This window comes from Marilutibacter spongiae (genome assembly GCF_014145325.1).
Classification (GTDB): Bacteria; Pseudomonadota; Gammaproteobacteria; order Xanthomonadales; family Xanthomonadaceae; genus Marilutibacter; species Marilutibacter spongiae.
On sequence record NZ_JACHTF010000004.1, the window covers coordinates 37,097 to 62,338 of the forward strand.

The window sequence follows — 25,242 nt, forward strand, 5'->3', positions numbered from 1 at the left end:
TGCCGTCCTTTGCGAACCCTGCCCCGTCCCATCGAACCGCTGGCCATCCGCGCCCACACCGCCACCACCGCGCTTGGCCGCGGGCGCGCGGCGCAGGCCCAGGCCCTTGCCGAACGCCGCAGCGGCTTGCGACCCAATGATTTCCCGACCACCGCGGCCGGCGAAGCGCCGCTGGACTGCTGGATCGGGCGCGTCGACGGCCTGGAGACCTCCCCGCTGCCCGGGCACCTGGCGCGCTGGGAGTGCCGCAACAACCGCCTCGCCTGGCTGGCCCTGCAGCAGGACGGGATGGCCGCCGCCGTCGAGGCCGCGATCGCTCGCCATGGCGCCGCACGCGTCGGTCTGGTGGTGGGGACCTCCACCTCCAGCATCGGCGCCAGCGAAGAGGCCTACGCGCGCCTGGACGAGGACGCCGATGGCGTTCAGCATTTCCCCGCCGACCTGGCCCGCGACGAGATCCATACCCCGCACTCGCTCGGCGCCTTCCTGCAGGACGCGACCGGCATCGCCGGCCCCTGCGTGACCGTGGCGACGGCCTGCTCCTCGAGCGCGAAGGTGTTCGCGCAGGCCGCGCGCCTGATCCACGCCGGCGTGGCCGACGCCGCACTCGTTGGCGGCGTCGACACCCTGTGCGGCAGCGTGCTGTTCGGCTTCAACGCCCTGCAACTGGTGTCGCCCGAACCCTGCCGGCCCTTCGACGTCCGCCGCGTCGGCCTGTCGCTCGGCGAAGCCGGCGGCTATGCGCTGCTCGAACGCGCGTCGGCAGGCGAAGGTGGCCTGCAGCTGCGCGGCTACGGCGAATCCAGCGACGCCCACCACATGTCCGCACCGCATCCCGAAGGCCTGGGCGCCCGCCTGGCGATGTCCGACGCGATGGCGCGGGCCGGCATCGAGGCCGGCGAGGTGGAGTACCTGAACCTGCACGGCACCGCGACCCCGGCCAACGACGCCATCGAAGCGGCCGCGGTGGCCGCATTGTTCCCCGACACCCTGCACGCCAGTTCGACCAAGGGCTGGACCGGCCACACCCTGGGCGCGGCCGGCATCGTCGAGTCGGTGATCGCCCTGCTCGCGCTTGAGACCGGCCACCTGCCGGGCATCCTCAACAGCGACCGGCACGACCCCGCCTGCGGCCCGCAGATCCGCTTCGACAACGTGGACCGGCCCATCCGCTTCGCGATGAACAACTCCTTCGGTTTCGGCGGCAACAACGCCTCGCTCGTGTTCGGCCGCGCATGAGCACGTTCTCCGCCCGCATCGAAGGCATCGGCTTCTGGACCGACGGACTCCCCTCCTGGGACGCCGCCCGCCGCTTCTGCCTGGAGGGCACGCTGCCCGAATCGGCGCCCGCGCGTCCCTCGCCGCAACTGCTCGCGCCGAACGAGCGCCGGCGCGCGCCGCAGACCGTGGCGATCGCGCTGGAGGTCGGCCTCGCCGCCTGCACCGCGGCCGGTCGCGACCCCGCCACCCTGCCGTCGGTGTTCACCTCCACCCATGGCGAGCTCGGCATCACCGATTACACCTGCAGCACCCTGGCGAGCACGCCCCGCGCGCTCTCGCCGACGCGCTTCCACAACTCCGTGCACAACGCCGCCGCGGGCTACTGGACCATCGGCACCGGCGCCATGCAGCCGGCCACGGCGATCAGCGCCATGCAGGCGAGTTTCGCCCAGGGCCTGCTGGAAGCGATGGTGCAGCTGGCCAGCGGCGAGGATTCCGTGCTGCTGGTGGCCTACGACGGCAGCGCCATCGGCCCGCTGGGCGAGCATGCGCGCAGCCAGGGCCTGCTCGGCGCCGGGCTGGTGCTCGCCCACGAGAGCCGCGAGACCGGGCCGGTGCTGCAGGTGACCCTGGAAGCAGGCCCGGCGACGGTCGGGGGCGGACGCCTGCATGCGCACGCCTCGGCGAACGCGATGGCGCCGATGCTGCCGTTCTTCGAGGCGCTCGCCGCCGGCGCCCCTTCGCGCGTCATGCTCGACGCGGGCGGCGGCCAGCGGCTGGCCATCGCGCTGCGTACCGGCGCGACCGCGATGGAGTCGATCGATGCCTGACGCCCGGCGCGTTGCCGTCCTCGTACCGGCGCTCAACGAGGCCCTGCGCATCCGCGGCGTGGTCGAAGCCGCGCTCGCGCATTGCCCCCACGTGATCGTCGTCGACGACGGTTCCGACGACGACACCGTCGCCCGCATCGAAGACCTGCCGGTAACCCTGTTGCGGCACCCACGGCGCATGGGCAAGGGCGCTGCGCTGCGCACCGGCTTCGCCGAGGCCCTGCGCCTGGGCCTGGACGGCGTGCTCAGCATGGACGGCGACGGCCAGCACGACGCCGCCGACATCCCACGGCTGCTCGCCGCCGCGGACCGCAACCCCGGCGCGATCGTGATCGGCGCCCGGCTGCGCAAGCGCGCCTGCCAGCCCGGCTATCGCCGGCTGGCCAACGAGTTCGGCGACTGGGGCATCGCCTGGGGTTGCGGCTACCGGATCGCGGACAGCCAGAGCGGCCAGCGCTACTACCCCGCCGCGGTCTGCGCACTGGATGCGGTGCCGGGCGAGGACTTCGTGTTCGAGGCGCAGATCCTGATCTCCGCGGCGCGGCGCCTGGGCAGTGGCGTGGTATCGGTGCCGGTTGAATCGCGCTATGGACCCGGCCCGCACAGCGCGGCCACGTGCCCCGGTTTCCGGCCCAGCCACTTCCGCCCGCTGCGCGACCTCTACCGCATCACCTCGCACGTGGTCGCCCAGGTCTGGCGTTACGGCAACGTGGTCGAGGAATACCGCCGCACCCGCGCCCACCCGCCGCGCATCGACGACCCGGACGGCGAGTTCAACGGCGTCCGCCTGGATCCGGCCGGGTCTTCGCCGCGATGAGCGAAACCGCGCCCGGGACCGATGTCGCCATCGTCGGCGGAGGCCTCGCTGGCCTGTGCCTGGCCCTTCAGCTGCGCCAGGCCGTGCCATCGGCGCGCATCGTCGTGCTTGAACGCCGCAGCCACCCCGCGCCCGAGGCCGCCTTCAAGGTAGGCGAGTCCACCGTCGAGATCGGCGCGCACTATTTCGCCCGGGTGCTGGGCCTGCAGCCCCACCTCGACGCCGCGCAGCTTCGCAAGTTCGGATTCCGCTTCTTTTTCAGCGACGGCCGCGACGACATCGACGCCTGCACCGAGCTGGGCGTCAGCCAGCTGCTGCCCACGCCGTCCTGGCAGATCGACCGGGGCCGCTTCGAGAACATGCTCGCCGAACGCGCGCGCGCCGAAGGCATCGACCTGCGCACGGGCTGCACGGTGCGCCGCCTGGACATGGGCCACGGCGGCGCGTCCCACCGCTTGGACTACACCTGCGAGGGCGAGGCGCGATCGCTCGATGCGCGCTGGCTGGTCGATGCCGCTGGGCGCGCCGGCCTGTTGCGCCGCAAGTTCGACCTGACGGTCGACAACGGCCACGACGCCAATGCCGTGTGGTGGCGCGTGGACGGCCACCTCGACCCCAACGATTGGTCGGGCGACGCGGCCTGGCGCGGGCGCTGCGATCCGCCCGACCGCTGGCGCTCGACCAACCACCTCTGCGGCCCAGGCTACTGGGCCTGGATGATCCCGCTGGCCTCGGGCTCGCATTCGCTGGGCATCGTCTGCGATGCCGCCACCCATCCGCTGGCGACGATGAACAGCCACGCCAAGGCGATGGCATGGCTGCACGAACACCAGCCGCGGCTGGCGCGTGCACTGGACGCACCGTCGCACGCGGTCCAGGACTTCGCCTTCCTGCGCGGCTACTCGCACGGCTGCCGGCAGGTGTTCTCGGCCGATCGCTGGGCGCTGACCGGGGAAGCGGGCCCGTTCCTGGATCCCTTCTATTCGCCGGGCAGCGACTTCATCGCGATCGCCAACACCTACATCACCGCCCTCGTCGAGCGGGACCTGGGCGGCGCCTCGATCGCGGCGCACGCCGCGCTCTACGAGCGGGTGTTCCAGTCGTTCTACGACAACATGCTGCCGATCTACCGCGGGCAGTACGGCCTGCTCGGCGACGCCCAGGTGCTGCCGGTGAAGCTGATCTGGGACTACACCTTCTACTGGGCGATGCTGGCGCCGCTGATGTTCGGCGAGCGCCTGGCCGATCCCGACTGCCTGGGGCGGATCCGCCCGCGCATGCAGCAGGCGAGCGAACTGAACCGCGCCGTGCAGGCGCTGCTGCACGACTGGGGCGAGGCCAATGCGCGAAACGGCGTCGGCGATCCGGCGCCGGGACGCTTCCTCGACCAGTACCGCATCGACTGGTTCCGGGACATGAACGGCGCGCTCAACGACCCGCTCGACGAGGCGGCCTTCGTCGACCGCGTCGCGGCCAATGGCGACCGCATGCAGGCCTTGGCCGCAGAGGTGCTGGCGCGCGCGCGGCAGGTCCACCCCGGGATCGACGACCACGGCCTTGGGGAATCCACGTCGACGCCGGGCAGCGCACCCGCCCGACAGCTCGACGACGCCTGGTACGCCCTGGCCTGAGGGTCGGCGGCATGCGTGGGGCCGGACGGGATCCCGCGACGGTCAGCCGCCGTCGCCGGGCTCCGGCGCGACGGCCGGCTCGGTCGAACCCGGCAGCATCGGCTGCCAGTTCTCCGGCGGCGGGTTGGGCACGTAGATCGCGGTCCCGGTCGCGTACTTGGTGCGCGGGCTGATGCTCACGCCGATGCCGCCGCTGCTGAAACCACTGCCGCGGTAGCTGCCGCCACCGGCGCCAACGCCGACACTGGTGCCGCCGTAGCCGTTGGCCGTGCCCTGCAGCAGCACGCCGTTCGCGCCGACCTTGGCCGCTTCCTCGCGCAGGTTCTGCAGCACGGCATTGAGCTTGTTCTGCTCGCCATAGGTGACCGGGCCGCTGGCGGTCTCGATCACCGCGATCTCCTCGAAGCCGCCCGGCGGTGGCGCGTTGTAGATCCGCACCTGGGACGGATCGATCGGCGGCCGCGGTTGCCCCACCAGCATCGACGACGTGGCGCAGGACGCCAGCAGCAGCGCCATTCCCATTGCAAGCATTGCCCGGACCATCGCAGGCCTCCTTCCGCTTTCGATCGAGATGGCGACAGTATGCGCCTGCTGGCGTCGGCGCTGCCTGAACCCCGTCGCCATCGGATCACCCCATGCCGCCGTTGATCCCGATGACCTGCCCGTTGATGTACGCGGCGGCGTCCGAGCACAGGAAGCCCACCAGCTCGGCGACCTCGCCGGGGCGTCCCGCGCGCCCGGCCGGCACCATCTGCCGGATCGCCTCGGGCGGGAACGCCGACTGCGCCATCCGCCCCTCGATGACCCCCGGGGCCACCACGTTGGCGGTAATGCCACGGCTGGCCATCTCGCGCGCCAGCGAGCGGGTCGCGCCATGCAGGGCCGACTTGGCGGCGGCGTAGTTGGTCTGCCCGCGGTTGCCGAGCACCGCGGCGACGGACGAGACGCTGACCACCCGGCCCCAGCGCGTGCGCGCCATCGGCAACAGCAGCGGTTGGGTGACATGGAAGAAGCCGTGCAGGGACACGTCGATCACGCGCTTCCATTGCGCCTGGCCCATGCCGGCCATCGGTGCGTCGTCGTGGATGCCGGCATTGTTGACCACGACCTGGATGGGGCCGTCCGCGAGCAGCGACTCGATCGCCTGGCCCGACGCGTCGGCGTCGGCGACGTCGAAGGCCACGGCCCGGGCCTGCCCGCCCGCTTCGCGGATCGCGGCGACGGTCGCGCTCGCGGCATCGAGGTTGCGGTTGGCGTGGACGATGACATCGCATCCGTCCGCGGCGAGGCGACGGCAGATCGCGTCGCCGAGGTCGCCGCTGCCGCCGGTGACGAGGGCGCGGCGGGTCGGTCGGTCGGTATCGGGCATGGACGGCTCGGTGCAGGCCGGGCGCGGCCGGCGATGCACCGATTGTCGCCATCGGGCCCGCGCGTGCAAGCGCGGGCCCGCGCTCAGTACGGGCGCCAGCCCGGCGGGTACGGCGGGTCGCTGTCGCTGCCGGCCTGGTCGCCGGTGATCACGAAGACCTGCTCGACGATGGCGCCGTGGGCATCGCAGCGCAGGGTCTGCCGTGCCTGGAACAGCCCCCAGGCATCGCCACCGCCGCCCTCGCCGTCGATGCCGTCCAGCACCACGATCCAGAAATCCAGAGTGCGCTGGGCATTGGCCACCTGGCGGATGGACGGGGGATCGGTGAACATGAGCGTCACCTGGCCCTCCTCGCCTTCGCTCTCCACCCAGGGCGCGAAGACCGCGGACGTGGGCTGCAGGCGATACACGTCCACCCAGGCATCGACCGCCATTCCGTCGACATAGGGTTTGTTGGTCCTCTCCAGCCAGTTGAGCCGCGGGGCGCCCCTTGCCGGCATCGCGCTGGCGCTTTCCATCGCCTGCACGCCGGCAATGGGCGCGCCGAAGACCGACGTGGTGGTGCTGCGCAACGGCGATCGCATCACCGGCGAGATCAAGGGCCTGGACCGCGGCATCCTGCGCTTCAAGACCGATGGCATGGGCACGCTGTCGATCGAGTGGCCGCATGTCGCCCGCATCGAGACCGCGCAGTACCTCGAGGTCGAGCAGACCGACGGCAACCGCAGCTACGGGCATGCCACCGACCCGGCGGCCGAGGGCAGCGTCGTGCTCGGCGCCGAGGACAGTGCCGACACGCAGGCACCGTTGCAGATGGAAAGCATCGTGCGGATCACGCCGATCTCCGAAGGCAGCTGGCTCGACCACATCGACGGCCATGCCAGCCTGGGCCTGAGCGCGGCGTCGGCCAACGAGGACCGGCAGGTCACGGTATCGGCGGACATGACCTACAAGGCGCCGCGGCGCAGCTGGACGGTGACCTACGAGGCGGCGCGCACGGAGTCGGCCAACAATCCGGTGTCCGAGCGCCAGGACCTCAATGGCATCCACCGCTGGTTCCGCAGCGAGCGCTGGTACTGGGCGTCCACCGCCGGCCTGACGACCAACGACGAACTCGACCTCAACCTGCGCAGCCTGATCGGCGCGGGCCTGGGTCGCTACTGGTTGCAGTCTTCCAACCGCGCGTTCTCCACCCTCGGCGGTCTGGTCTTCACCAGCGAGGCGTTCGAGGGCGAACAGCGGCAGGAGAACGTGGAAGCCATGCTGCAGGCGCGGTACGAGTTCTTCCACTTCGAGAATCCCGACGTCGACCTGTCGGGCCAGGTGACGCTGTTCCCCAGCCTGACGGTGAGCGGCCGGGTGCGCAGCGAACTCTCGCTGAAGGCGCGCTACGAGCTGGTCAAGGACCTCTACTTGGAGCTCAGCTACATCCGCAGCCAGGACAACCAGCCGCCGAACGACGACGCCGAACAGAACGACTGGTCGCTGAGCAGCTCGCTGGGCTACAAGTTCTGAGCGAGGGTCGCGTCGACCGGCGCGGCGAAGGCCACCATGGCCCGCCCTTCGGCGATCAGCTCGCCGGCGTGGCGGATCTCGAAGGCGTATTGCTGGCTGGACGGCCCGGCCGCCAGCAAGGTCGCCGCCCCCTCCAGCGGGCCGGGAAGCGCATCGACGCGGGCCACGTGCAGGCGCACCGCACGCAGGGCGACCAGCATGCCCGCGCGCGGGGGTGCATCCTCGCCGTCGCCGAGCAGTCCACCGTGCACCGCCATCGCCTGCGCGCCGTACTCGCACAGGTGCACGGCGGCCAGGCGGCCGCGGCGGCGGAGCGGATGCGCAGCGTCGCGATGGTTGTCCGCGTGCAGGCGGATCGACGTGGCGTCCCAGTCCACCACCGCGTCCCACAGGCACATCGTGCCCTGGTGCGGCACCCGCGCGAGGATGCCTGCGCGATCCAGGCGTGGCGCGTGCGGACTCATGCCATGCCCTCGCGCCGGCGCGTGACCAGCACCGCCAGGCTGAGGTTGAACAGCACGCCCAGCGCCACCGTGCTGCCGATCGCGCGCAGCACCGGGATCGAGGACAGGCCCAGCAGAGCGAACACCAGCAGGGTGGAGATCGCGCAGACGATCAGCGCGTGCAGGGTACGTCGCTGCTCGGCGGGCTCGTGGCCGGCATGGTCGAAGAACAGCGCGTAGTCCAGGCCCAGGCCGGCAGCCAGCATCAGCGCGACCAGGTGGAACAGGTTCAACTCGACCCCGGCCAGCCGCAGCACGGCGACCACCAGCACGGTACTCAACAGCATCGGCGCCATCACCCGCATGGTCCGGCGCGCATGGCGCAGGACCACGCCGACGCCCAGCGCCAGCAGCACCACGGCCAGGCCAAGTGCCCACAGCACGCGTTCGCGGTATTCGGCGACCAGCGATTCGGACGCGCGCTTGAGGTCGAGCAGGGCCGCGCCCTCCGCCCTGGCCACGTGCGCCACCGCGGTCGGATCGACCAGGCCGGTCAGGGTGACCAGGGCCGTGGCGCGGCCGGGCGACTGCAGCAGCAGTCCGCCGATCCGGGTCTCCAGCGGCGTGCCGGCGATGTCGCCGGGCGCCAGCGGCCGGGCCGTGCGTGCCGTCTCCACGTCGTCGACGAACCCGCTGAAGGCATCGGGGCGGAACGGCGTGCCGGCGACCGCGGCGTCGAGTTCGGCCTGCAGCGCCTCGCGGGTCGGCAGGCGCGCCTGGCGCGCGCGCTGGGTGTCGAGGCTGGGCAGGTAGCGCGCCGCCATGTCGTAGTCGGCGACCGCACCCTGCGCGCGCAACGCGTCCAGGGCCGGGCGCATCCTCTCGGTATGCGCCAGCACCGCGTCGGCGTCCGCGCCCTCGACCGCGATCATGTAGCGCACGTCCGGCGCGCCCAGCGCATGGCGCAGCTGCAGGTCGCGCGCGAGCGCGGCCTCGGGCACCGGCGTCAGGCGCGCGAGGTCGTTTTCCCAGAACGCACCGGGCACGAAGACGACCACGGCGGCGGCGATGCCGGCCAGGCCGAGCGAAAGCGTCGAGTTCAGGCGCGGCAGGCGCTCGACGCGTTGCAGCAGGGCATGCATGAGCGGCAGGTCGGCGACGTCGCGCGGCACCGGATCGAGCACCGCCGGGAGCAGGAAGCGGGTGCTCAATGCGGCGGTCGCCAGGCCGGCGACGGTGAACACCGCCAGCTGGCGCAGCCCGTCGACACCGGAGACGAAGAAGGTCAGGTAGGCCAGGCAGGTCGAGGCGACGCCGGTGGCCAACGTCTTCCAGATGATCCGTGCGCTGTCGTAGGCGCTGCGACCGGGCCGCTGGTGGCTGAGCAGGTGGATCGGGTAGTCGGCGGCGATGCCGATCAGGGTGAAGCCGAAGGCCAGGGTGATGCCGTGCACCTGCTCGCTGAAGACCAGGGCGACCGCGGCCAGGCCGGCCAGGCCCGCGGTGGCCACCGGCAACGCGGCCTGCAAGGGCACCTGCCAGCGCCGATACGCGACCAGCAGCATCAGGCCGAAGCCGATGCCCCCCAGGGTGCCGAAGAGGGTGGCCTCGCGGCGCGTGCGCTCGCCGATCTCGACCGAGAACGCGCCCGGGCCGGTGATGCTCAGGCGCGCCGGACTCTCGCCACGCACGGCATCGAAGGCGGTGCGGACCGCCGCCAGTGCCGCCTGCTGGCCCTGCGGGTCGAAACCCGCGGCCCGGGTTTCCAGCAGCATGAGGGCCTCGCGGTCGCCGGCGCCACGGCGCGGCGGTGCAGCGGCGGCCGGTGCCGGGTCGCTCGCGGGCACGGCGTGCGTGGCCTCGTGCGTGGCCTCGACGGGTTCCGCGGCCGGTGCGGGCGTGAACCAGACGCCGTGCCACAGCTCGGGTGCGGTGGCCGGGGTCCAGGCCTCGGCCAGGCGCAGGGTTTCCAGCGTCGGGTCGCGCGGCAACAGCGCCTCCAGCTGGGCTGCCGCGGGCGATCCGAGGTCCTGCACGCGCTGGTCGAGTTCTTCCTGCAGCCAGGCCCGGTCGAAGCGCTGGCCATCGACGGTGGGCGACAGCAGGTACCGGTACGGCCGGAGCGCCGGCGGGATCGCGTCCAGGCCACCGTCGTGGCCGTTGGCGACCACGCTGAAGCGCGGGTCGCCGTCCAGCGCATCGCGCATGGCCAGCGACTGTCGCGCCAGCTCACCGGGTGCGTCGCCCGACAGCGCGACCAGCAACAGGCGCGCGCCGGGGCCCTCGCCCAGTTCCTCGATCAGCAGCTTCTGCGAAGGCGTGCGCGCGGTCGGCATGAAGTGGCGCAGGTCGCCGCTGACCTCGAGGTGGCGCGCGATCCAGGCCCCGGCGAGGCCCAGCACGGCCAGCCACAACACGGCCAGGCCGAGGCGTCGGGCCAGGGTCATCGCGCCGCGGCGTCCGTGCCCGGGGCGGGCGCACCGTCGCACAGCGCGCGCAGCGCGGCGCCGTCGTCGATGTCCTGCGCGTCCACGACCGCGCCGGCCAGCAGGGTGCGCTGGGGATCGCCGCCGACGGGCCGGCTCTCGATGCAGCGCAGCTCGGCACCGCGTCCGCGCAGGCGCACGTCGCTCAGGCGTGCGGCCACGGCGGCGTCGCGCGGCACCAGGTGCAGCGTCCATTGCCGGCGGCTGCCGTCGACGGTGACCCGGTAGTGCCGTTCCAGTTCCAGGCGGTCGCCGCCCAGCAGGGCGCCGAAGCCGGACTGCAGGCCGGCCAGCTCGGGGGCGCGCGACATCGAGAACCGCCTTGGCCCGCGGCCTTCGCGTTCGATCACGATCTCACCCCCGGCGATGGTGGTGGTCTCCCGGTACGGGGCCTGCACCTCGCGCACCAGGGTGTCGCCGTCGGGGCGGCGATACTCGCCGGTGATGCGCAAGGGCGCCTTGAGCAGCGCGGATCCCCGGAGTTCGAGGAACGGCGTGCGCGCCGGGGCCGGCCGCACGATCCGCGCCAGCACCCAGTCCACGTCGGCCGGGGCGTCCACGCGCTCGGCCGCGCCCAGCGGAAGCACGGCCGCGCAGGCGGCCAGTGCGAGCAGGGCCGCGCTAGCGAGCCGGTGGCCCGGGCGGTGCGTTCGAAGCGGATTTCGCGTCATCGGCTTGCCAGAAATCATAGAAGTTGAACCAGTTGTAGGGCGCTTCGCGGGCGTGCTGCTCCAGGCGCTGGGCATAGCGGGCGATCCACGCCGGCAAGGCTTCGGCCCGCTGCCGCCGCGACGCCGACAGGCCTTCGCTGAAGGCTTCGAACACCAGGTCGTAGTGGCGACCGCCGCGATAGAGGCCGAACGCCAGCACCACCGGCAGTTCGAGCACCGCGGCGATCAGCCACGGCGCCGTGGGAAACGGTGCGGGGGCATCGATGAACGGCACCGATACCGTCGGCTCGCCCGGTCGCGCGCGGTCGGCGAGGATGGCCACGATCGCGCCCTCCGCGGCGGCCTGCTGGATGGCCAGCACGATCGAGGGGCCGTCCTGCGCGGCATCGATGATGTTGCGCGCCAGGGTGGGGTTGAGAGCATCGAGCAGCTGGGTGATCGCGGGGTTGTGCTGCTTGTCGAGCACCACCCGCACCGGCACGTTGGGACGCTGGGTGGCCAGGGCGCGCAGGCCGTCGAAACTGCCCAGGTGGGAGCCGAACAGCAGGACGCCGCGCCCGCGGTCGAGCACCTCGTGCAGCGCGTCCAGCCCGTGGGTGCGGATGTCGAAGCTGTCCATCCGCCCGCCGAGCAGGAACACGCGGTCGAGGATGGTCGAGGCGAAGGTGTGGATGTGCCGGGCGACGTCCAGCAGCCCCGCCGGTCGCCCCAGCACCCGGCCCAGGTAGGCGCGCGACGCGCGACGCTCCGGTCCGCGCATGACCAGGAAATACAGGGTGATCGGGTACAGCAGCGCGCGGGCCGGCGCGCGGCCGAGGCGGCGCGCGATGACCTGGATCAGCCAGATCGCGAAGCGCCCGCCGCCTTCCGGGCGACGGGTCCAGTCGCCGCCGCGCTCGCCGCCGACGGGATGGGTAACGCTCATGCGCGGCCGGCCCTGAGTTCGCCGCTGGCGAGCAGCGCGTCGCCGCGATGGACGCGGAAGCGCCAGCGGCCCGCGGCGGCGGGGCCGTCGTCCAGCCGCTCCAGCTCGATGCGCGCCTGCTCGCCCGGCAGCAACGGCTGCAGGAACTTGAGTTGCGGCCACGCCCAGGCGGTATCGACCGGCGCGCCCGCCGCCTCGGCGGCCTCGACGACGTGGTCGAGGATCAGCACGCCGGGCACCAGCGGATGCCCCGGGAAGTGACCGGGCAGGCAGGGGTGGTCGGGCGGTACGGAGAACTGCATGGCGGAGGTGGGCATCGGGACCGGGACTGCGGCACAGGATAGCCGTGACCGGCGGCGTCGGCGTTCAGCTTCGCCCCGGCGACGCCGGCGGTCGACTGAACAGGTCGCGCCAGAAGGGCGGCCCCAGGCGGCCCATCATGCGCAGGAAGTCGAAGAAGTTCCGGTAGGGCCGGTCCGGGAAGTAACGCCGCCGGAGCGCGTACTCGGCGACGAAGAACACGCCGACGAGGCCGTAATTGAGCAGGTTGGCGAACAGGGACCACCGCTCGCGGCCGATCGTCAGCGGCGCCTCGACGCCCAGCAGCGCCAGCGCGCCGTCGGGCACCGCGATCAGCGCCAGCACGCCGTTGATCGCGCACAGCAGGCCCAGCAAACCCGCCCAGGCCACGCTCAGCCGCCGGGTGTAGCGACGCAGCCCGGGCGCCAGTCCGTCGACCCCGCACTGCTCCAGCTCGCCGACGATGCGGGTGATCAGCGCCCCGCGCGGATCGTGCAGGCTACGCGCGAACATCCACGCCGCCAGGCCGGTGAACAGCATCGGCGGCGCGAGCAGGAGCAGCCGCGGCACGACGGTGCCGGCCACGGTGGCCAGCAATGCGACCACGGCCACCAGCAGCATCCAGGCGCGAGGGCGCCGGTGCACGAGGCCGTCGACGAGGATGACCAGTGCCAGGTCGAGCAGGGCCACGACCTCGGCCAACGGCCCGCCGCCATGGGCGGCCCAGTGCGCCAGCCACGGATAGGCGAGCGCCAGCAGCAGGCGGAGGAGGAAACTGTCCACGACGGGCGCGGCCGCCGGCGCGGCGTCAGGCCGCCTTGTGGGCTTCGATATGCGCCGAGAGCGAACGCAGCGAGGCGAAGATCCGGCGGTTCTCGTCGCTGTCCGAGCGCAGCTGGAAGCCGTAGCGCTTGGAAATCGCCAGCGCCAGCTCGAGCGCGTCGATCGAGTCCAAGCCCAGGCCCTCGCCGAACAAGGCGTCTTCGGGGTCGATCGACGCGGCGTCGACCTCCTCCAGGTTCAGGCTTTCGACCAGCAATTGGGCCAGTTCATGCTCGGCGGGACTCTGTTCGGACATCGGGACTTCACTGGAATGGGCGGACAAGAGCGCCACGATCCGGCATCCCGCGCGCCGACGCAAGCCGGATCGGCCCGGATCGGCCCGCGCCGGCGGATAATCCGCTCGCGGGCGGGCCGTCCCGGTATCATGGCCGCCATGATCGACGAAGCATCCGCGGCGCCCCGCCGCGCCGGCCATCCCGACCACGCGACCCCCGCCCCGGAGGGCGATGCCGGCGCCTGTGACGTGCTGGTCATCGGCGGCGGCCCCGCCGGCAGCACCGCGGCCACCCTGCTCGCCCGCGGCGGCCACCGCGTGGTCATGCTGGAGAAGGACCGCCACCCGCGCTTCCACATCGGCGAATCGCTGTTGCCGATGAACCTGCCGATCCTCGAGCGGCTCGGGGTGCTGGAGCAGGTGCGGGCCCTCGGCGTGCACAAGCGCGGCGCGGATTTCCCGGTGGTCGGCGACCCCGCGCGGCCCGACCACTACAACACCTTCCATTTCGAGCGCGCCCTCGACGCGCGCGCCGACCACGCCTTCCAGGTCAACCGCGCCGACTTCGACGCGCTGCTGTTCGCGCACGCGCGGCGCGAGGGCGTGGACGCGCGCGAAGGCGTCCAGGTGGAGCGCGTCGCGTTCGGCGCCGACGGCCGCCCCGAGCGTGTCCACGCACGCGACGCCGACGGCAGCCCGCACGTGTTCGCCCCCCGCTACGTGGTCGACGCCAGTGGCCGCGACACCCTCCTGGGGCGCCAGCTCGGCGTCAAGCGAAAGAACACCGCGCACCAGTCGGCAGCCATATTCAGCCATTTCCGCGGGGTCGCCCGCCGCGAGGGCGACGATGCCGGCAACATCACCGTGCAGCGCTTCGCGCATGGCTGGACCTGGCTGATCCCATTGCCCGGCGACATCATGAGCGTCGGCGCGGTGTGCTTCCCCGAATACCTCAAGCAGCGCCGCGGCGACACCGGCGGCTTCCTGCTCGACACGCTGATGGCGCAACCGCAGGTCGCCGCGCGCATGCGGGGCGCCGAGCGCGTCGCAGACGTGCACGTCACCGGCAACTATTCCTATGCCTGCACCCGCATGGGCGGCCCGGGCTGGCTGCTGGTCGGCGACGCCCACGCCTTCGTCGACCCGGTGTTTTCCTCCGGCGTGTTCCTGGCGATGGACGGCGGCGAGCGCGCCGCCGACATGGTCGCCGCCGCCCTGCGCGAGCCCGGCCGCGAGGCCGCGTTGCAAGCGGCCATGCAACGCCGCCTCAAGCGTGGGCTGGGCCACTTCGAATGGTTCATCTACCACTTCAACACGCCGGTGATGCGCCACCTGTTCAACCATCCGCGCAATACCTGGCAGGTCGAGCAGGCGGTGATCTCGATGCTGGCCGGCGACGTGTTCGACAACCCGGCGGTGATCCGGCGCCTGCGCATGTTCCGGCTGATCTATGCCATCACTGCGCTGGGCCTGGCGCCCGCCGCCCTGCGCGCATGGTGGCAACGGCGTCGCCAGGCCCGCGTGCGCTTCGAGGCGGACACCCTGCATCCCGCTTCCGCCCTGCCCGACGGCGACAGCGCCGGGGCCATGGGCGGGCCCAACGCGGGTTCGGCCGTGGAGGCGGGTCGATGAGCGCCCATCCGGCCTTCGTCGAGGCGCCGCGCCTGTCGGTGGACTATCGCCCGGGCCCGCTGGCCGACCTGCTCGCAGGACCGGACGTGCTCGCGGTGTTCGGCTTCGGCAGCCAGGCCCCGCTCGACCCCGATCCGCGCTACCTGCGGGTCGGCACCGAAGTGCCCGCGGGGCGACCCGATCGCTTCGAAGTCTGGACCAGCCCCGGCCCGGTCGCCCGGGGACGCGACGGCGACGTCGCCTGGGCCAGCAACGGCCAATTGCTGTTCGGCGCGATCGAAGTCGACGAGCAGGCGATCGATGCGGCGGCGGGCGACATCGAAGGCGCCGCCGAACACGCCTATCGGCGCCTGGAGGCATCGATCCACCAGCACGGCTACCCGCATTTGCTGCGGACCTGGAACTACCTCGCCGACATCACCCGGGGCGATGGCGACGCCGAGCGCTACCGCCGCTTCTGCGTCGGGCGCGCCAATGGCATCCGCGCCGCCACCGGCGACATCCGCCCGGGCACCCTGCCGGCCGCCACCGCCATCGGCCGTACCGATGGCGTCCATCGCCTGCAGGTGTACTGGCTGTCGGCACGCGAGCCGGGCACGCCGCTGGAAAACCCCCGCCAGGTCAGCGCCTACCGCTATCCGCGCCAGTACGGCCCGCAGCCACCCAGCTTCGCCCGCGCCATGCTGCCGCCGCCCGGCAGCGGGATGCCCCTGTTCCTGTCCGGCACCGCGGCGGTGGTCGGCCACGAGACCCGGCATGCCGAGTCCACCGCCGGCCAGTTGGACGAAACCCTGGCCAATTTCGACAGCCTGATCGCCGCCGCGCGCGAACGGCAACCCGGGCTGCCACCGCACTTCGATCCGCGATCGCGCCTGAAGGTCTACGTCCGCGAGGCCGGCGAGCTCGACGAGGTCGAACGCCTGCTGGTCGAACGGCTCGGCACCGAGGTGCCCTTCGTGGTGCTGCATGCCGCGATCTGCCGCCGCGACCTGCGCATGGAGATCGACGGCGTCCATGGCGGCTGAGCGCCTGGACGGGCGGCATGACTTTGGGGCCGCGCGCCGCGGCCCCGCCTGCGGCACGCTTGCCCCCTGCGCCTTGCGCGCGACCACGAAACGGAGGGACACACGATGGGACTGATCAGCCTGCTCTGGGGCATCCTGGCGATGGCATGGATGGTGATCGCGCTCGTGCCGATCATCAGCCTGAGCAACTGGCTGCTGATTCCGTTCGCGGCGATCGGCGCCGTGATCGGCGCGATCGGCGTGCTGTTCACCCGCAGCGAGCGCAATGGCCGCGCCAAGGCCGGCCTGGTGCTCAACGGCATCGTCATCGTCGTCGCCATCGCGCGCCTGGGCCTGACCGGCACCGGCGGCCTGCTCTGAGGGCGCGCGAGCTGAATCCCGGCGCTCGCTGGGGTGAGGCGGACCGCTTGCGCGGCGCTGCCGCGCGGTCTGGCCGAACGCCCAGCGCGATGCGCTGGGCCGGGGAGAACTCCCGGGCTTTGCCAAAGGCTGGCCCCCCCGCCTCGTAGGGTGGGTAGAGCCAAAGGCGAAACCCACCATCGTGGGATTGCACGCACGACGGGCGATGGGTTTTGCTTCGCGCTACCCATCCTACGGTTTCGCCTCCCACCCCGCCCCGCAGGGTGGGTAGAGCCAAAGGCGAAACCCATCGGCGCGTTCTCGCACGCACGACGAATGATGGGTTTTGCTTCGCGCTACCCATCCTACGGTTTCGCCTCCCGCCCCGCCCCGTAGGGTGGGTAAGGCCAAAGGCGGAACCCACCATCGTAGGATTGCACGCACGACGGGCGATGGGTTTTGCTTCGCGCTACCCATCCTACGGTGCTGCCCTGCCCCGCCTTCGTGGGGTGGGTCGGGCCGAAGGCGAAACCCACCGTCGCGCCAGCGCCACGCGGGACGGACCGCCACCCGCCGCAAGGCCGGAAGGCGTAAAATGCGCGCATGGCCTTTCCCGACATCCGCATGCGGCGTATGCGCCGCGACGACTTCTCGCGCCGCCTCATGCGCGAGCACACCCTGACGACGGACGACCTGATCTACCCGGTCTTCGTCCATGAGCTCGACGGCCGCGAATCCGTCCCCTCGATGCCCGGCGTGGAGCGCCTGTCGATCGACGAACTCCTGCGCGTGGCCGAACAGGCCAGCATGTTGCGCGTGCCGGCGCTGGCGCTGTTCCCCGTCACCGCCCCGGATGCCAAGTCCCTGACCGCCGAAGCCGCGTGGGCCGAGGACGGCCTGGTGCAGCGCGCGGTGCGGGCGCTGAAGCAGCGCTTCCCGCAGCTCGGGGTGATCACCGACGTCGCCCTCGACCCCTACACCAGCCACGGCCAGGACGGCCTGCTCGACGACAGCGGCTACGTGGTCAACGAAGCCACCGTGGAGGCCCTGGTGCGCCAGGCGGCCTCGCACGCGGCGGCCGGTGCCGACGTGGTCGCGCCGAGCGACATGATGGACGGCCGCATCGGTGCGATCCGCGACGCGTTCGAAGCAGCCGGGCATATCCACACGCGCATCATGGCCTACAGCGCGAAGTACGCCAGCGCGTACTACGGGCCCTTCCGCGACGCGGTCGGCAGCGCCGGCGCGCTCGGCAAGGCCGACAAGAAGACCTACCAGATGGATCCGGCCAATTCGGACGAGGCCCTGCGCGAGGTCGGCCTGGATCTCGACGAGGGCGCCGACATGGTCATGGTCAAGCCGGGCCTGCCCTATCTCGACATCGTGCGCCGGGTGAAGGACACCTTCGGCGCGCCGACCTTCGTCTACCAGGTGAGCGGCGAATACGCGATGCTCAAGGCCGCCGCCGGCCATGGCTGGCTCGACGAGCGCGCCTGCGCGCTGGAGGCCCTGGTGTCGATGAAGCGCGCCGGCGCCGACGGCGTGCTCACCTATTTCGCGCTGGACGCGGCGCGCTGGTTGCGCGAGGCTTGAGGCCCAGGCGCCCGGCGCGGGCGCCCCGACCCGGGAGATCATCGGCATGAATGCCATCGCGCTTGCTTTCGTCCTGCTGGCCGCCACAACGGACGCCACTGCCGCCGCCGTTACCGACCCTGAGGGCGGATACACCGCCAAGGCCCTGCCGGACGGCTCGATCCAACTGCGCGTGACCGGCAGCACGGACGCCCCCACGGACGCCCGCCCGGCGAGTATCGAACTGGGCAGCATGCTCGAGGCGGCAGCCGCGAAAGAGTGCCCGGGCGGCTATGACCTCACCCAGGACCCGAAACCCAGCGTAAAGGTCGAATCGGGCAAGCTCATCGCGACCCTGGGGGGCGTTGCCCGCTGCAAACCGGCTGCCCGCCCCTAGGGCGCGCGGGCGCCTGGCCGCAGGCAGCCCGTTCTTCCCGTCACCCTCGGCGACACGGTGCGGTAGATGTCCAGCTTGCCCGCCCGCGGCGACCGCGCGACGCCGCTGACCAGCAGTTCGCTCGGCTTGCTCCAGTCCGGTGCCGGGGCGAAGGTCACCTGGTCGGCGGTATTGAACGACAGCGTCATCGGCGTGGCCGCGGCGTAGGCCTGGCCATCGCACTGGGCCACCAGGATCCGGACAGGCGCTTCGTTCGCCCGCGTGCTGCGGGCGAAGACCAGGGTCGCGCCGTCGCCCAGCCAGGCCGCGTCGAACTCGTCGTCGGGCGTGTTGACCGCCCCCGGAAGCGGCGTCGGCGCACCGAAGGCCGCGCCGTCCCAGCGCGCGAGGAACAGGTCGTGGCGGCCCTGGCCACCGTGGCCGTCGCTGGCGAAGAGCAGGCTGTCGCCGTCCGGTCCCGGCATGGGCGCCCACTCGTCGCCGGCGGTATTGACGCCCGCGCCCAGGTTGACCGGCTTGCCGAAGTCGCCGTCGGCCAGCACGGGCGCGCGATAGAGGTCGTCGCCGCCATGGCCGCCGCGCCGGTTCGAGTAGAAGTACAGCCAGCGGCCGTCCGGGCTCAGCATCGGATCGAATTCGTTGGCGCGGGTGTTGAGCGCCAGCGGCGTGGCGTCCTGCCAGCGGCCGTCGCGCAGCCGCGCCTGCCACAGGTCCATGCCGCCGGCACCGCCCTCGCGGTCGATCGTGCCCCAGACGATGCGCTGGCCATCGGCACTGACGCTGGCATGGCCTTCGCCCGCGGGCGTGGAGACCACGTGCATGCCTTCGATGCCGTATTCCGACAGGCCCTGGGCACCCGACATTGACGGCCACGGGAGTAGACTGCACGCCAGTACGGCGACGAAGGAGCGCATCCTGAGTTCTCCGGACGATTTCCAATAGTCTAAGCGAGGCCCCCATGAGCGAAACCGTCATCAAGCGCTTTGCCGTCATCGGACACCCGGTGGCGCATTCCCTGTCGCCGCGCATCCACGCCGCGTTCGGCAAGCAACGGGGCATCGCGCTCGAGTACACGGCCATCGACGCCACGCCCGAGCAGTTCGACGCTGCGCTCGCGGCCTTCGCCGCCGGGGGCGGCACCGGCGCCAACATCACGCTGCCGCACAAGCAGTACGCGGCCACGGTCTGCGAATCGCTGACCGAGCGCGCCCGGCGCTGCGGCGCCGCCAACACGCTGATCCGCACCGACACCGGCTGGCTGGGCGACAACACCGACGGCCTGGGCCTGGTGCGCGACCTCACCGAGCGCCACGGCCAGGACCTGCGCGGCCGCAAGGTCCTGCTGATCGGCGCAGGCGGCGCCGCACGTGGCGTCGCGCCCGCCCTGCTCGACGCCGGCATCAAGTCGCTCTTCATCGTCAACCGCACGCCCGCGCGCACCGACGCCCTGGCGGACGTGCTCGGCGAACCCGACCGCGTGCACCCGCGCAACTTCGAGGACCTGGGCAACCTCGGCGGCTTCGACCTGATCGTCAATGCCACCTCCGCGGCGCGCGAGGCCGCGTTGCCCTTCCTGCCGAGCTCGCTGGTGGCCCCGCGTGCCGATGCAGTCGACCTGAGCTATGGCGAGGTCGCGATTCCCTTCCTGGCCTGGGCCCGCGCCGCCGGCGCCGACGTGGTGGTCGACGGGCTCGGCATGTTGGTCGAACAGGCCGCCGAGGCCTTCCAGCGCTGGCATGGCGTCCGCCCCGACACCAGCGCGGTCTACAAGGCACTGCGCGAGTCGTACACCTCGCTGCGGACCGGCGACTGATTCCGGTCGGGCACCACGGGCCCCGCCGATGGAGTGCCGGAGCGCCTGCGGAGCGTGCTGCATCGCGCCCTCGATCCATTCACCCATCCCCGGCATGCCGCATGGCAAGCCCGCCGGCATGCCCTGCGTGCAGCTGGACGAGCAGTTGCGCTGTCGCCTGTTCGGGCGGCCGGAACGACCGGCGTTCTGCGCGTCCCTGCGACCCTCGCCGTCCATGTGCGGCGACGACCGCGCATCGGCCCTGGCCGGGCTCGCGGAGCTGGAGCGGTTGACGTGCCCCGACGCGCGCTGAGCGCGTCGGGGCCGGCTCAGTCCTTGCCGAGCTTGTCGCCGGTCATCAGTGCCCTGAGGATCCGCTCCTCGTCGGCATGACGGGCCAGGCCGCCCACCACGTGCGCGACTTCCGGCGCGGTGATGATGCCGCCCATGGCGACTTCGCCGAGCGTGCCGAACGCGCTCTGGAAAGCGGACATGCCTTCATTGAGGATCGCCTGCCGGCTCTGCGCCGCGCAGCGCTGGGCGATGAGGTCCTCGAAGACCGCCGCGGCCTCGCGCGTCAGCTGCTCGCCGCGCACCTCGTCGATGTCGACCAGGTCGGCCACGCCCGGGTGGCGCGACATGGCGAAGAAGATCCAGCGCACCAGCGCCTGCTTGTCGGCATCGGTGGACGAGGCCACCAGGCACTGCCCCAGGCGTTGCTGGAATTCGCCGGCCTGGGCGTTAGCGGTCGCGGCCAGGCCCAGCAGGGCCACCGCCAGCGTGTGTTTGACTCCCATCCCCTCTCCCCTTCGTCTAGCGATTGCGTCGCCGGCAGCCCGGGACGACCGGTCGGCATGTTCGCACATCGGGGGAGGTGGGACGCTCAGTCGTCGTTCGCGGCCGCGCCGCAGCACTTCTTGTACTTCCTGCCGCTGCCGCAGGGGCAGGGCGCGTTGCGCTCGGGCACGTCCGCGCGCCGCAGGGGTTCGCGCGGCGTCAGGGCCTCGATCCGGTGGTGGTGCAGGTCGGCCAGCATGTCCGGGAGCCCGGCGATGACCTCCAGGCGCTCGCGGTAACTCACCGGGGTCCCCGGCGCCGTCGGGTCGTCGCCGATCACCTCGCCGCTGGCGAGCCGGTCGAAGAGCACGAAGATCTCGTCGATCCAGTCGTTCTCGTCCAGCCAGCGCTCCCACGCCGCCTCGCGCAACTCGACGCCGCGGAAGAAGCCCAGCGCCCAGTCGCAGCCAACGTCGAGCTCGTCGTCCTCGATGTCCTCGGGCAGGCCTTCCTCGGGGTCCTCCGGCAGCCACAGCAGCGGCGCGAGGTGGTCGGGCAGGTCGTCGCCGCCGTGGCGCACGCGCGCGGCCGCCATGTTGCGGTGGCCCAGCAACAGGGACTCCACCGCCTCGCGCTCGGCCTCGTCGGCCCAACGCGGCGGCGTGCCCCACACTGCGGGCATCCATTCGCTGGCGGGCACGTCCTCCGGTCCCACGGCCAGTGCGGAGAGGTAGCCGTCGAGGGCTTCCAGGTTGAAACCCTTGAACGGCACGGCACGCTGCTCGAGCAGTTCGGCCAGCTGTTCGATCCGGGCGTCGTCGAGATAGGCGGGAGCGGTCATGGTGGGGGCACGCAGAGACGGGACGCGCATGGTAGCCCGTCGGGCCGCAACGCGCCGACAATAGCCCCATGGCCACGCCCTGCCCCTGCGATCCCCACCGCGACTTCGCCACGTGCTGCGGCCCGTTGCTGGCCGGCGCGCGCCGCGCCCCGGACGCCGAGGCACTGATGCGGTCGCGCTACAGCGCCTACGAGCGCGGCGACGCGGCCTACCTGCTCGCCACCTGGCATCCCGACACCCGCCCGCCCGCGCTGGAGTTCGATGCAGGGGTGCGCTGGCTGGGCCTGGACGTGAAGCGCCATGCGCCGGGCGACGACGGCATGGCTGTCGTCGAGTTCGTGGCGCGCTACCGCGTCGGCGGCCAACGCGCGGTGCGGCTGCACGAGATCAGCCGCTTCCAGCGCATGGATGGCGAATGGCTGTACCTCGACGGCCGGTTTCCGTCCGGCTGAGCGCGACACGGGCTATGCCTCGTGTTGCCGTTGCCGTTGGACCTTCGCCGCTTCGAGGCCGCCGAGCAGCGCAGGCCGTGGCGGTCGGAGAGGCGCCCTTGTTTGAGCGAAGCGAGTTCGGCCACCGTGCCGCCAGGGCCGTAGGATGGGTAGCGCGAGGCAAGACCCATCACTCATCGTGCGTGCAATCCCGCGACGGTGGGTTTCGCCTTCGGCTCTACCCACCCTACGAATCGGGGCGAGAGGCGAAATCGTAGGATGGGTAGCGCGAGGCAAAACCCATCGTCCGTCGTGCGTGCAATCCCGCGACGGTGGGTTTCGCCTTCGGCTCTACCCACCCTACGAATCGGGGCGAGAGGCGAAAACGTAGGACGGGTAGCGCGAAGCAAAACCCATCGTCCGTCGTGCGCGCAATCCCACGATGGTGGGTTTCGCCTTTGGCTCTACCCACCCTACGAATCGGGGCGAGAGGCGAAATCGTAGGATGGGTAGCGCGAGGCAAGACCCATCACTCATCGTGCGTGCAATCCCACGACGGTGGGTTTCGCGTTCGGCTCTACCCACCCTACGAATCGGGGCGAGAGGCGAAAACGCAGGATGGGTAGCGCGAGGCAAGACCCATCACTCATCGTGCGTGCAATCCCGCGACGGTGGGTTTCGCCTTCGGCTCTACCCACCCTACGAATCGGGGCGAGAGGCGAAATCGTAGGATGGGTAGCGCGAAGCAAAACCCATCGTCCGTCTTGCGCGCAATCCCACGACGGTGGGTTTCGCGTTCGGCTCTACCCACCCTACGAATCGGGGCGAGAGGCGAAAACGCAGGATGGGTAGCGCGAAGCAAAACCCATCGTCCGTCGTGCGTGCAATCCCGCGACGGTGGGTTTCGCCTTCGGCTCTACCCACCCTACGAGGCGGGCAAGAGACAGCACCTCAGGATGGGTAGCGCGAAGCAGAACCCGTCATTCGTCGTGCATGCAATCCCGCGATGGGGGGGTCGCCTTCGGCGCTACCCACCCTACGGCGACTGGGATAACGAAGAGGGATATGCAAAGACGCCTGAGACGGGTGGCCAGTCATCGGGACAACCGCGGAGACCGGACGAAAAAAAAGGCGCGACTTCCGTCGCGCCGGGGCTTGCCCACCCAAAGGGTGGAGAGAGTCGATCCGGAGCGGGCGCGACAGGCATCCAGGGAGAGAAGTGGATGCCTGCCGCGCGAGCTGCCGTTACCGCATGCCGCCGCCGGGCCCTTCGGCCGGCACGGGCTTACTTGACCTCGAAATCGCGGCTCTGCACGACCTTGCCGTCGAGCATCACGTCCAGCTTGTAACTGCCGGCCGGCCAGCCGTCGGGCTTGCTGATCTGGAAGGCGGTCACGCCCTTGCCGCTCAGGTTGACGTCCTGGGTTTCCTCGTGGACGACGGTGTCGCCGCCGAAGGTCCACTTCACGCCCAGCCTGGCCGGGACCGTTGCCGCCGGGTCGGTGGTCATCGTCGACACCGAGGCATGGATGGTGTCCGCCGGCGCGAAGGCGCTGGCGGGCGCGGTCACGCGCATGTCCGGACCGACCGCCGTGCCGAGCTCGACGCCGGTGACCTCCGCGCTCGCCGCCATCGGCGCGGCCTCGGTGGTCGGCTCGAGGGTCGGCGGCGGCGGGGCCGTGGTGGCCTCCGGGGCGGCCGGCTCGTCCTTCTTGCAGCCGGCCACGGCCAGGGTGGCGACCAGGGCGGCGGCGACGGCGTACGTCGTGCGGTTACGGATCATGCAGTTCTCCTTGAATCTTGCGTGTTGAATCTTGCGTGGTTCGAATGGATGGGATCGGCGCGCAGGCGGCAGCGGGCGACGTGCCGGCGTCAGCTGGCGTCGTCCCCGAGCACCGGAATGCGCAGCACCTGGCCCGGGTGGATGCGGTCCGGGTCGTCGAGCTGGTCGCGGTTGGCCTCGAAGATCGCGTGCCAGCGGCTGGCCTTGCCGTAGAAGCGCTGGGCGATCGCGGACAGCGTGTCGCCCTTCTCGACGGTGTAGGCCTGCTCGACCGGATCGGGCTCGATGATTTCCTCGGTGGACTGCACCGAGGACTGCACGTTGCTGAAATCCGGCTTCTCGACGATCTCCTCGGTGCTCTTGACCGAGCTCTTCACGTTGGAGAAATCAGGCTTCTTGTCGGTACTCATCCAGGGCCATCCTCGGCGATCGGGTTCTTGGGACCCAAGGTCGCATGGCACCTGTTAAGGAAATATCGCGCCGGTGTAAAAGCCACCGCGAAAGTCGGCGCAAACCTGAACGCAGCGCGCTACTGGCGTGTGTCGCGCGTCGCAATCGGGCGTTCGTGCCCGGGCGTGGCGCGCCAGGGGTTGATGTCCAGGCCGCCGCGACGGGTATAGCGCGCCTCGACCGAGAGGCTTGCCGGCCGGGCCCGCGCCAGCAGGTCGGTGAAGATCCGCTCCACGCATTGCTCGTGGAATTCGGCGTGGTCGCGGAAAGACACCAGATAGCGCAGCAGGGCGGCGCGATCCAGGCGCGGCCCGCGATAGGCCACGACCACGGTCGCCCAGTCGGGCTGGCCGGTGACCGGGCAGTTGGATTTCAGCAGGCTGCTGCGCAGGGTCTCGGCCACCTCGTGGCCGGCATCGGCGCGCAGCAGGCCGGCATCCGGCGGGCCGTAGGCGTCGACCTCGACCTCGATCGCGTCGATGTCCTCGCCCTCGCCGCCGGCAGCCAGCGGCGGCAGGCCGAAGGCGACCGCAACCGGGGCGCCGGCCACCGCGGACAGGTCCAGGGCGATGCGATCTCGCACCGCCGCGTCGTCGTCGAACGCGGTCGCATTGAAGGAGTTGAGGTAGAGCTTGAGCGACTTGGACTCGACCAGGCAGGGCGAGTCGGCCGGGACCTCGAACGTCGCCGTCGCCATGCAGGGTTTGCCGCGCGGGTCCAACCAGCCCAGCTCGTAGGCGTGCCAGCGGTCGACGCCGACGAAGGGCAAGGCGTCGCCATCGAGGCCGATCGCGCGGCGACCGGTTTCGCGGGCGATCGGGAACAGCAGGCCCGCGTCGTAGTGGCGCGGGTAGTCGACGTGGCGGCCGAGCGGCAGGGACGGCGGGTTCGAAGCGGGATCCATGCGCCCATTCTAGCGGGCCCGGGGCAGGCTGCCG

29 protein-coding genes are annotated in these 25,242 nt (G+C 71.6%); 13 read left to right on the forward strand and 16 right to left on the reverse strand.

Features of this window, described 5'->3' with window-relative positions; translation table 11 throughout:
• The first annotated feature begins 30 nt into the window (after nt 1–30).
• The 4 genes from H4F98_RS04770 to H4F98_RS04785 are packed head-to-tail and all read left to right on the forward strand — an operon-like array spanning nt 31 to nt 4,499.
• Entirely contained in the window at nt 31–1,239 is a 1,209-nt protein-coding gene (locus H4F98_RS04770; RefSeq protein ID WP_182685677.1) for a beta-ketoacyl-ACP synthase, read from the forward strand.
• The gene (locus H4F98_RS04775) at nt 1,236–2,051 is read left to right on the forward strand and encodes a beta-ketoacyl synthase chain length factor (RefSeq protein WP_182685499.1); all 816 of its coding nucleotides are present in this window, start codon (nt 1,236–1,238) and stop codon (nt 2,049–2,051) included. Before H4F98_RS04770 ends, H4F98_RS04775 begins: the two co-directional genes overlap by 4 nt.
• Nucleotides 2,044–2,868 (forward strand): glycosyltransferase family 2 protein, encoded by an 825-nt coding sequence (locus tag H4F98_RS04780; protein ID WP_182685500.1) that lies wholly within the window; start codon nt 2,044–2,046, stop codon nt 2,866–2,868. Before H4F98_RS04775 ends, H4F98_RS04780 begins: the two co-directional genes overlap by 8 nt.
• Nucleotides 2,865–4,499 (forward strand): tryptophan 7-halogenase, encoded by a 1,635-nt coding sequence (locus H4F98_RS04785; protein WP_182685501.1) that lies wholly within the window; start codon nt 2,865–2,867, stop codon nt 4,497–4,499. The genes H4F98_RS04780 and H4F98_RS04785 overlap by 4 nt, the downstream gene beginning before the upstream one ends.
• 42 nt (nt 4,500–4,541) lie before the next feature.
• On the opposite strand, the gene H4F98_RS04790 is transcribed toward H4F98_RS04785, so the two are convergent.
• The 3 genes from H4F98_RS04790 to H4F98_RS04800 form a co-directional block, all read right to left on the reverse strand.
• Nucleotides 4,542–5,030 (reverse strand): hypothetical protein, encoded by a 489-nt coding sequence (locus H4F98_RS04790; protein ID WP_182685502.1) that lies wholly within the window; start codon nt 5,028–5,030, stop codon nt 4,542–4,544.
• Between the two features lie 97 nt (nt 5,031–5,127).
• Entirely contained in the window at nt 5,128–5,868 is a 741-nt protein-coding gene (gene fabG, locus H4F98_RS04795; RefSeq protein WP_182685503.1) for a 3-oxoacyl-ACP reductase FabG, read from the reverse strand.
• 83 nt (nt 5,869–5,951) lie between these two features.
• Complete coding sequence (locus tag H4F98_RS04800) at nt 5,952–6,440, reverse strand: hypothetical protein (protein WP_182685504.1); 489 nt, start codon at nt 6,438–6,440, stop codon at nt 5,952–5,954.
• Here H4F98_RS04800 and H4F98_RS04805 point away from each other — a divergent pair.
• Complete coding sequence (locus H4F98_RS04805) at nt 6,403–7,383, forward strand: DUF481 domain-containing protein (protein WP_182685505.1); 981 nt, start codon at nt 6,403–6,405, stop codon at nt 7,381–7,383. The two genes, H4F98_RS04800 and H4F98_RS04805, sit on opposite strands and share 38 nt — an antisense overlap.
• Here H4F98_RS04805 and H4F98_RS04810 read toward each other — a convergent pair.
• The 7 genes from H4F98_RS04810 to H4F98_RS04840 all read right to left on the reverse strand — a co-directional run bounded on the left by H4F98_RS04810 (nt 7,371) and on the right by H4F98_RS04840 (nt 13,286).
• A complete protein-coding gene (locus H4F98_RS04810; protein ID WP_182685506.1) occupies nt 7,371–7,847 on the reverse strand; it encodes a hotdog family protein in 477 nt (158 codons plus the stop codon). The genes H4F98_RS04805 and H4F98_RS04810 overlap by 13 nt on opposite strands.
• Nucleotides 7,844–10,273 carry an MMPL family transporter gene (locus H4F98_RS04815; protein WP_182685507.1) on the reverse strand — a complete coding sequence of 810 codons (2,430 nt, stop codon included), beginning with the start codon at nt 10,271–10,273 and terminating at the stop codon, nt 7,844–7,846. Before H4F98_RS04815 ends, H4F98_RS04810 begins: the two co-directional genes overlap by 4 nt.
• The gene (locus tag H4F98_RS04820) at nt 10,270–10,983 is read right to left on the reverse strand and encodes a LolA-related protein (protein ID WP_220479094.1); all 714 of its coding nucleotides are present in this window, start codon (nt 10,981–10,983) and stop codon (nt 10,270–10,272) included. The genes H4F98_RS04815 and H4F98_RS04820 overlap by 4 nt, the downstream gene beginning before the upstream one ends.
• Nucleotides 10,934–11,908, reverse strand: coding sequence for an LpxL/LpxP family acyltransferase (locus H4F98_RS04825; protein ID WP_182685508.1), 975 nt, complete (start codon nt 11,906–11,908; stop codon nt 10,934–10,936). Before H4F98_RS04825 ends, H4F98_RS04820 begins: the two co-directional genes overlap by 50 nt.
• Nucleotides 11,905–12,210 carry an ApeI family dehydratase gene (locus H4F98_RS04830; RefSeq protein WP_182685681.1) on the reverse strand — a complete coding sequence of 102 codons (306 nt, stop codon included), beginning with the start codon at nt 12,208–12,210 and terminating at the stop codon, nt 11,905–11,907. Before H4F98_RS04830 ends, H4F98_RS04825 begins: the two co-directional genes overlap by 4 nt.
• 64 nt (nt 12,211–12,274) lie before the next feature.
• Entirely contained in the window at nt 12,275–12,991 is a 717-nt protein-coding gene (locus H4F98_RS04835; RefSeq protein WP_182685509.1) for a COG4648 family protein, read from the reverse strand.
• A 25-nt stretch (nt 12,992–13,016) separates the two neighbouring features.
• Complete coding sequence (locus H4F98_RS04840; RefSeq protein WP_182685510.1) at nt 13,017–13,286, reverse strand: phosphopantetheine-binding protein; 270 nt, start codon at nt 13,284–13,286, stop codon at nt 13,017–13,019.
• 138 nt (nt 13,287–13,424) lie between these two features.
• On the opposite strand from H4F98_RS04840, the gene H4F98_RS04845 reads away from it, so the two are divergent.
• The 5 genes from H4F98_RS04845 to H4F98_RS04865 all read left to right on the forward strand — a co-directional run bounded on the left by H4F98_RS04845 (nt 13,425) and on the right by H4F98_RS04865 (nt 18,230).
• On the forward strand, nt 13,425–14,897 hold the full coding sequence (locus tag H4F98_RS04845) for an NAD(P)/FAD-dependent oxidoreductase (RefSeq protein ID WP_182685511.1): 1,473 nt from the start codon (nt 13,425–13,427) through the stop codon (nt 14,895–14,897).
• Nucleotides 14,894–15,922 (forward strand): chorismate transformation FkbO/Hyg5 family protein, encoded by a 1,029-nt coding sequence (locus H4F98_RS04850; protein WP_182685512.1) that lies wholly within the window; start codon nt 14,894–14,896, stop codon nt 15,920–15,922. Before H4F98_RS04845 ends, H4F98_RS04850 begins: the two co-directional genes overlap by 4 nt.
• Before the next feature lie 105 nt (nt 15,923–16,027).
• Nucleotides 16,028–16,282 carry a hypothetical protein gene (locus H4F98_RS04855; protein ID WP_141517040.1) on the forward strand — a complete coding sequence of 85 codons (255 nt, stop codon included), beginning with the start codon at nt 16,028–16,030 and terminating at the stop codon, nt 16,280–16,282.
• A 582-nt stretch (nt 16,283–16,864) separates the two neighbouring features.
• Nucleotides 16,865–17,854, forward strand: coding sequence for a porphobilinogen synthase (hemB, locus tag H4F98_RS04860; RefSeq protein ID WP_182685513.1), 990 nt, complete (start codon nt 16,865–16,867; stop codon nt 17,852–17,854).
• Between the two features lie 46 nt (nt 17,855–17,900).
• The gene (locus H4F98_RS04865) at nt 17,901–18,230 is read left to right on the forward strand and encodes a hypothetical protein (RefSeq protein WP_182685514.1); all 330 of its coding nucleotides are present in this window, start codon (nt 17,901–17,903) and stop codon (nt 18,228–18,230) included.
• On the opposite strand, the gene H4F98_RS04870 is transcribed toward H4F98_RS04865, so the two are convergent.
• Nucleotides 18,227–19,144 carry a TolB family protein gene (locus H4F98_RS04870; protein ID WP_182685515.1) on the reverse strand — a complete coding sequence of 306 codons (918 nt, stop codon included), beginning with the start codon at nt 19,142–19,144 and terminating at the stop codon, nt 18,227–18,229. The two genes, H4F98_RS04865 and H4F98_RS04870, sit on opposite strands and share 4 nt — an antisense overlap.
• Nucleotides 19,145–19,188: 44 nt before the next feature.
• Between H4F98_RS04870 and aroE the strand changes: the two genes are divergently transcribed.
• Both aroE and H4F98_RS04880 read left to right on the forward strand, forming a co-directional pair.
• Nucleotides 19,189–20,043, forward strand: coding sequence for a shikimate dehydrogenase (gene aroE / locus H4F98_RS04875; protein WP_182685516.1), 855 nt, complete (start codon nt 19,189–19,191; stop codon nt 20,041–20,043).
• Nucleotides 20,044–20,071: 28 nt separating this feature from the next.
• Nucleotides 20,072–20,335 (forward strand): YkgJ family cysteine cluster protein, encoded by a 264-nt coding sequence (locus tag H4F98_RS04880; protein WP_182685517.1) that lies wholly within the window; start codon nt 20,072–20,074, stop codon nt 20,333–20,335.
• Nucleotides 20,336–20,351: 16 nt separating this feature from the next.
• On the opposite strand, the gene H4F98_RS04885 is transcribed toward H4F98_RS04880, so the two are convergent.
• Both H4F98_RS04885 and H4F98_RS04890 read right to left on the reverse strand, forming a co-directional pair.
• On the reverse strand, nt 20,352–20,819 hold the full coding sequence (locus H4F98_RS04885; RefSeq protein WP_182685518.1) for a hypothetical protein: 468 nt from the start codon (nt 20,817–20,819) through the stop codon (nt 20,352–20,354).
• 86 nt (nt 20,820–20,905) lie between these two features.
• On the reverse strand, nt 20,906–21,640 hold the full coding sequence (locus H4F98_RS04890; RefSeq protein ID WP_182685519.1) for a UPF0149 family protein: 735 nt from the start codon (nt 21,638–21,640) through the stop codon (nt 20,906–20,908).
• A gap of 68 nt (nt 21,641–21,708) precedes the next feature.
• On the opposite strand from H4F98_RS04890, the gene H4F98_RS04895 reads away from it, so the two are divergent.
• On the forward strand, nt 21,709–22,092 hold the full coding sequence (locus H4F98_RS04895; protein ID WP_182685520.1) for a YchJ family protein: 384 nt from the start codon (nt 21,709–21,711) through the stop codon (nt 22,090–22,092).
• A gap of 1,264 nt (nt 22,093–23,356) precedes the next feature.
• Here the strand turns inward: H4F98_RS04895 and H4F98_RS04900 are convergent.
• The 3 genes from H4F98_RS04900 to queF form a co-directional block, all read right to left on the reverse strand.
• Nucleotides 23,357–23,854: a hypothetical protein gene (locus H4F98_RS04900; RefSeq protein WP_182685521.1), complete on the reverse strand. Its 498-nt coding sequence runs from the start codon at nt 23,852–23,854 to the stop codon at nt 23,357–23,359.
• 89 nt (nt 23,855–23,943) lie between these two features.
• On the reverse strand, nt 23,944–24,264 hold the full coding sequence (locus H4F98_RS04905) for a LysM peptidoglycan-binding domain-containing protein (protein ID WP_182685522.1): 321 nt from the start codon (nt 24,262–24,264) through the stop codon (nt 23,944–23,946).
• A 119-nt stretch (nt 24,265–24,383) separates the two neighbouring features.
• Nucleotides 24,384–25,208: an NADPH-dependent 7-cyano-7-deazaguanine reductase QueF gene (queF, locus tag H4F98_RS04910; protein WP_182685523.1), complete on the reverse strand. Its 825-nt coding sequence runs from the start codon at nt 25,206–25,208 to the stop codon at nt 24,384–24,386.
• Between the last annotated feature and the right edge of the window lie 34 nt (nt 25,209–25,242).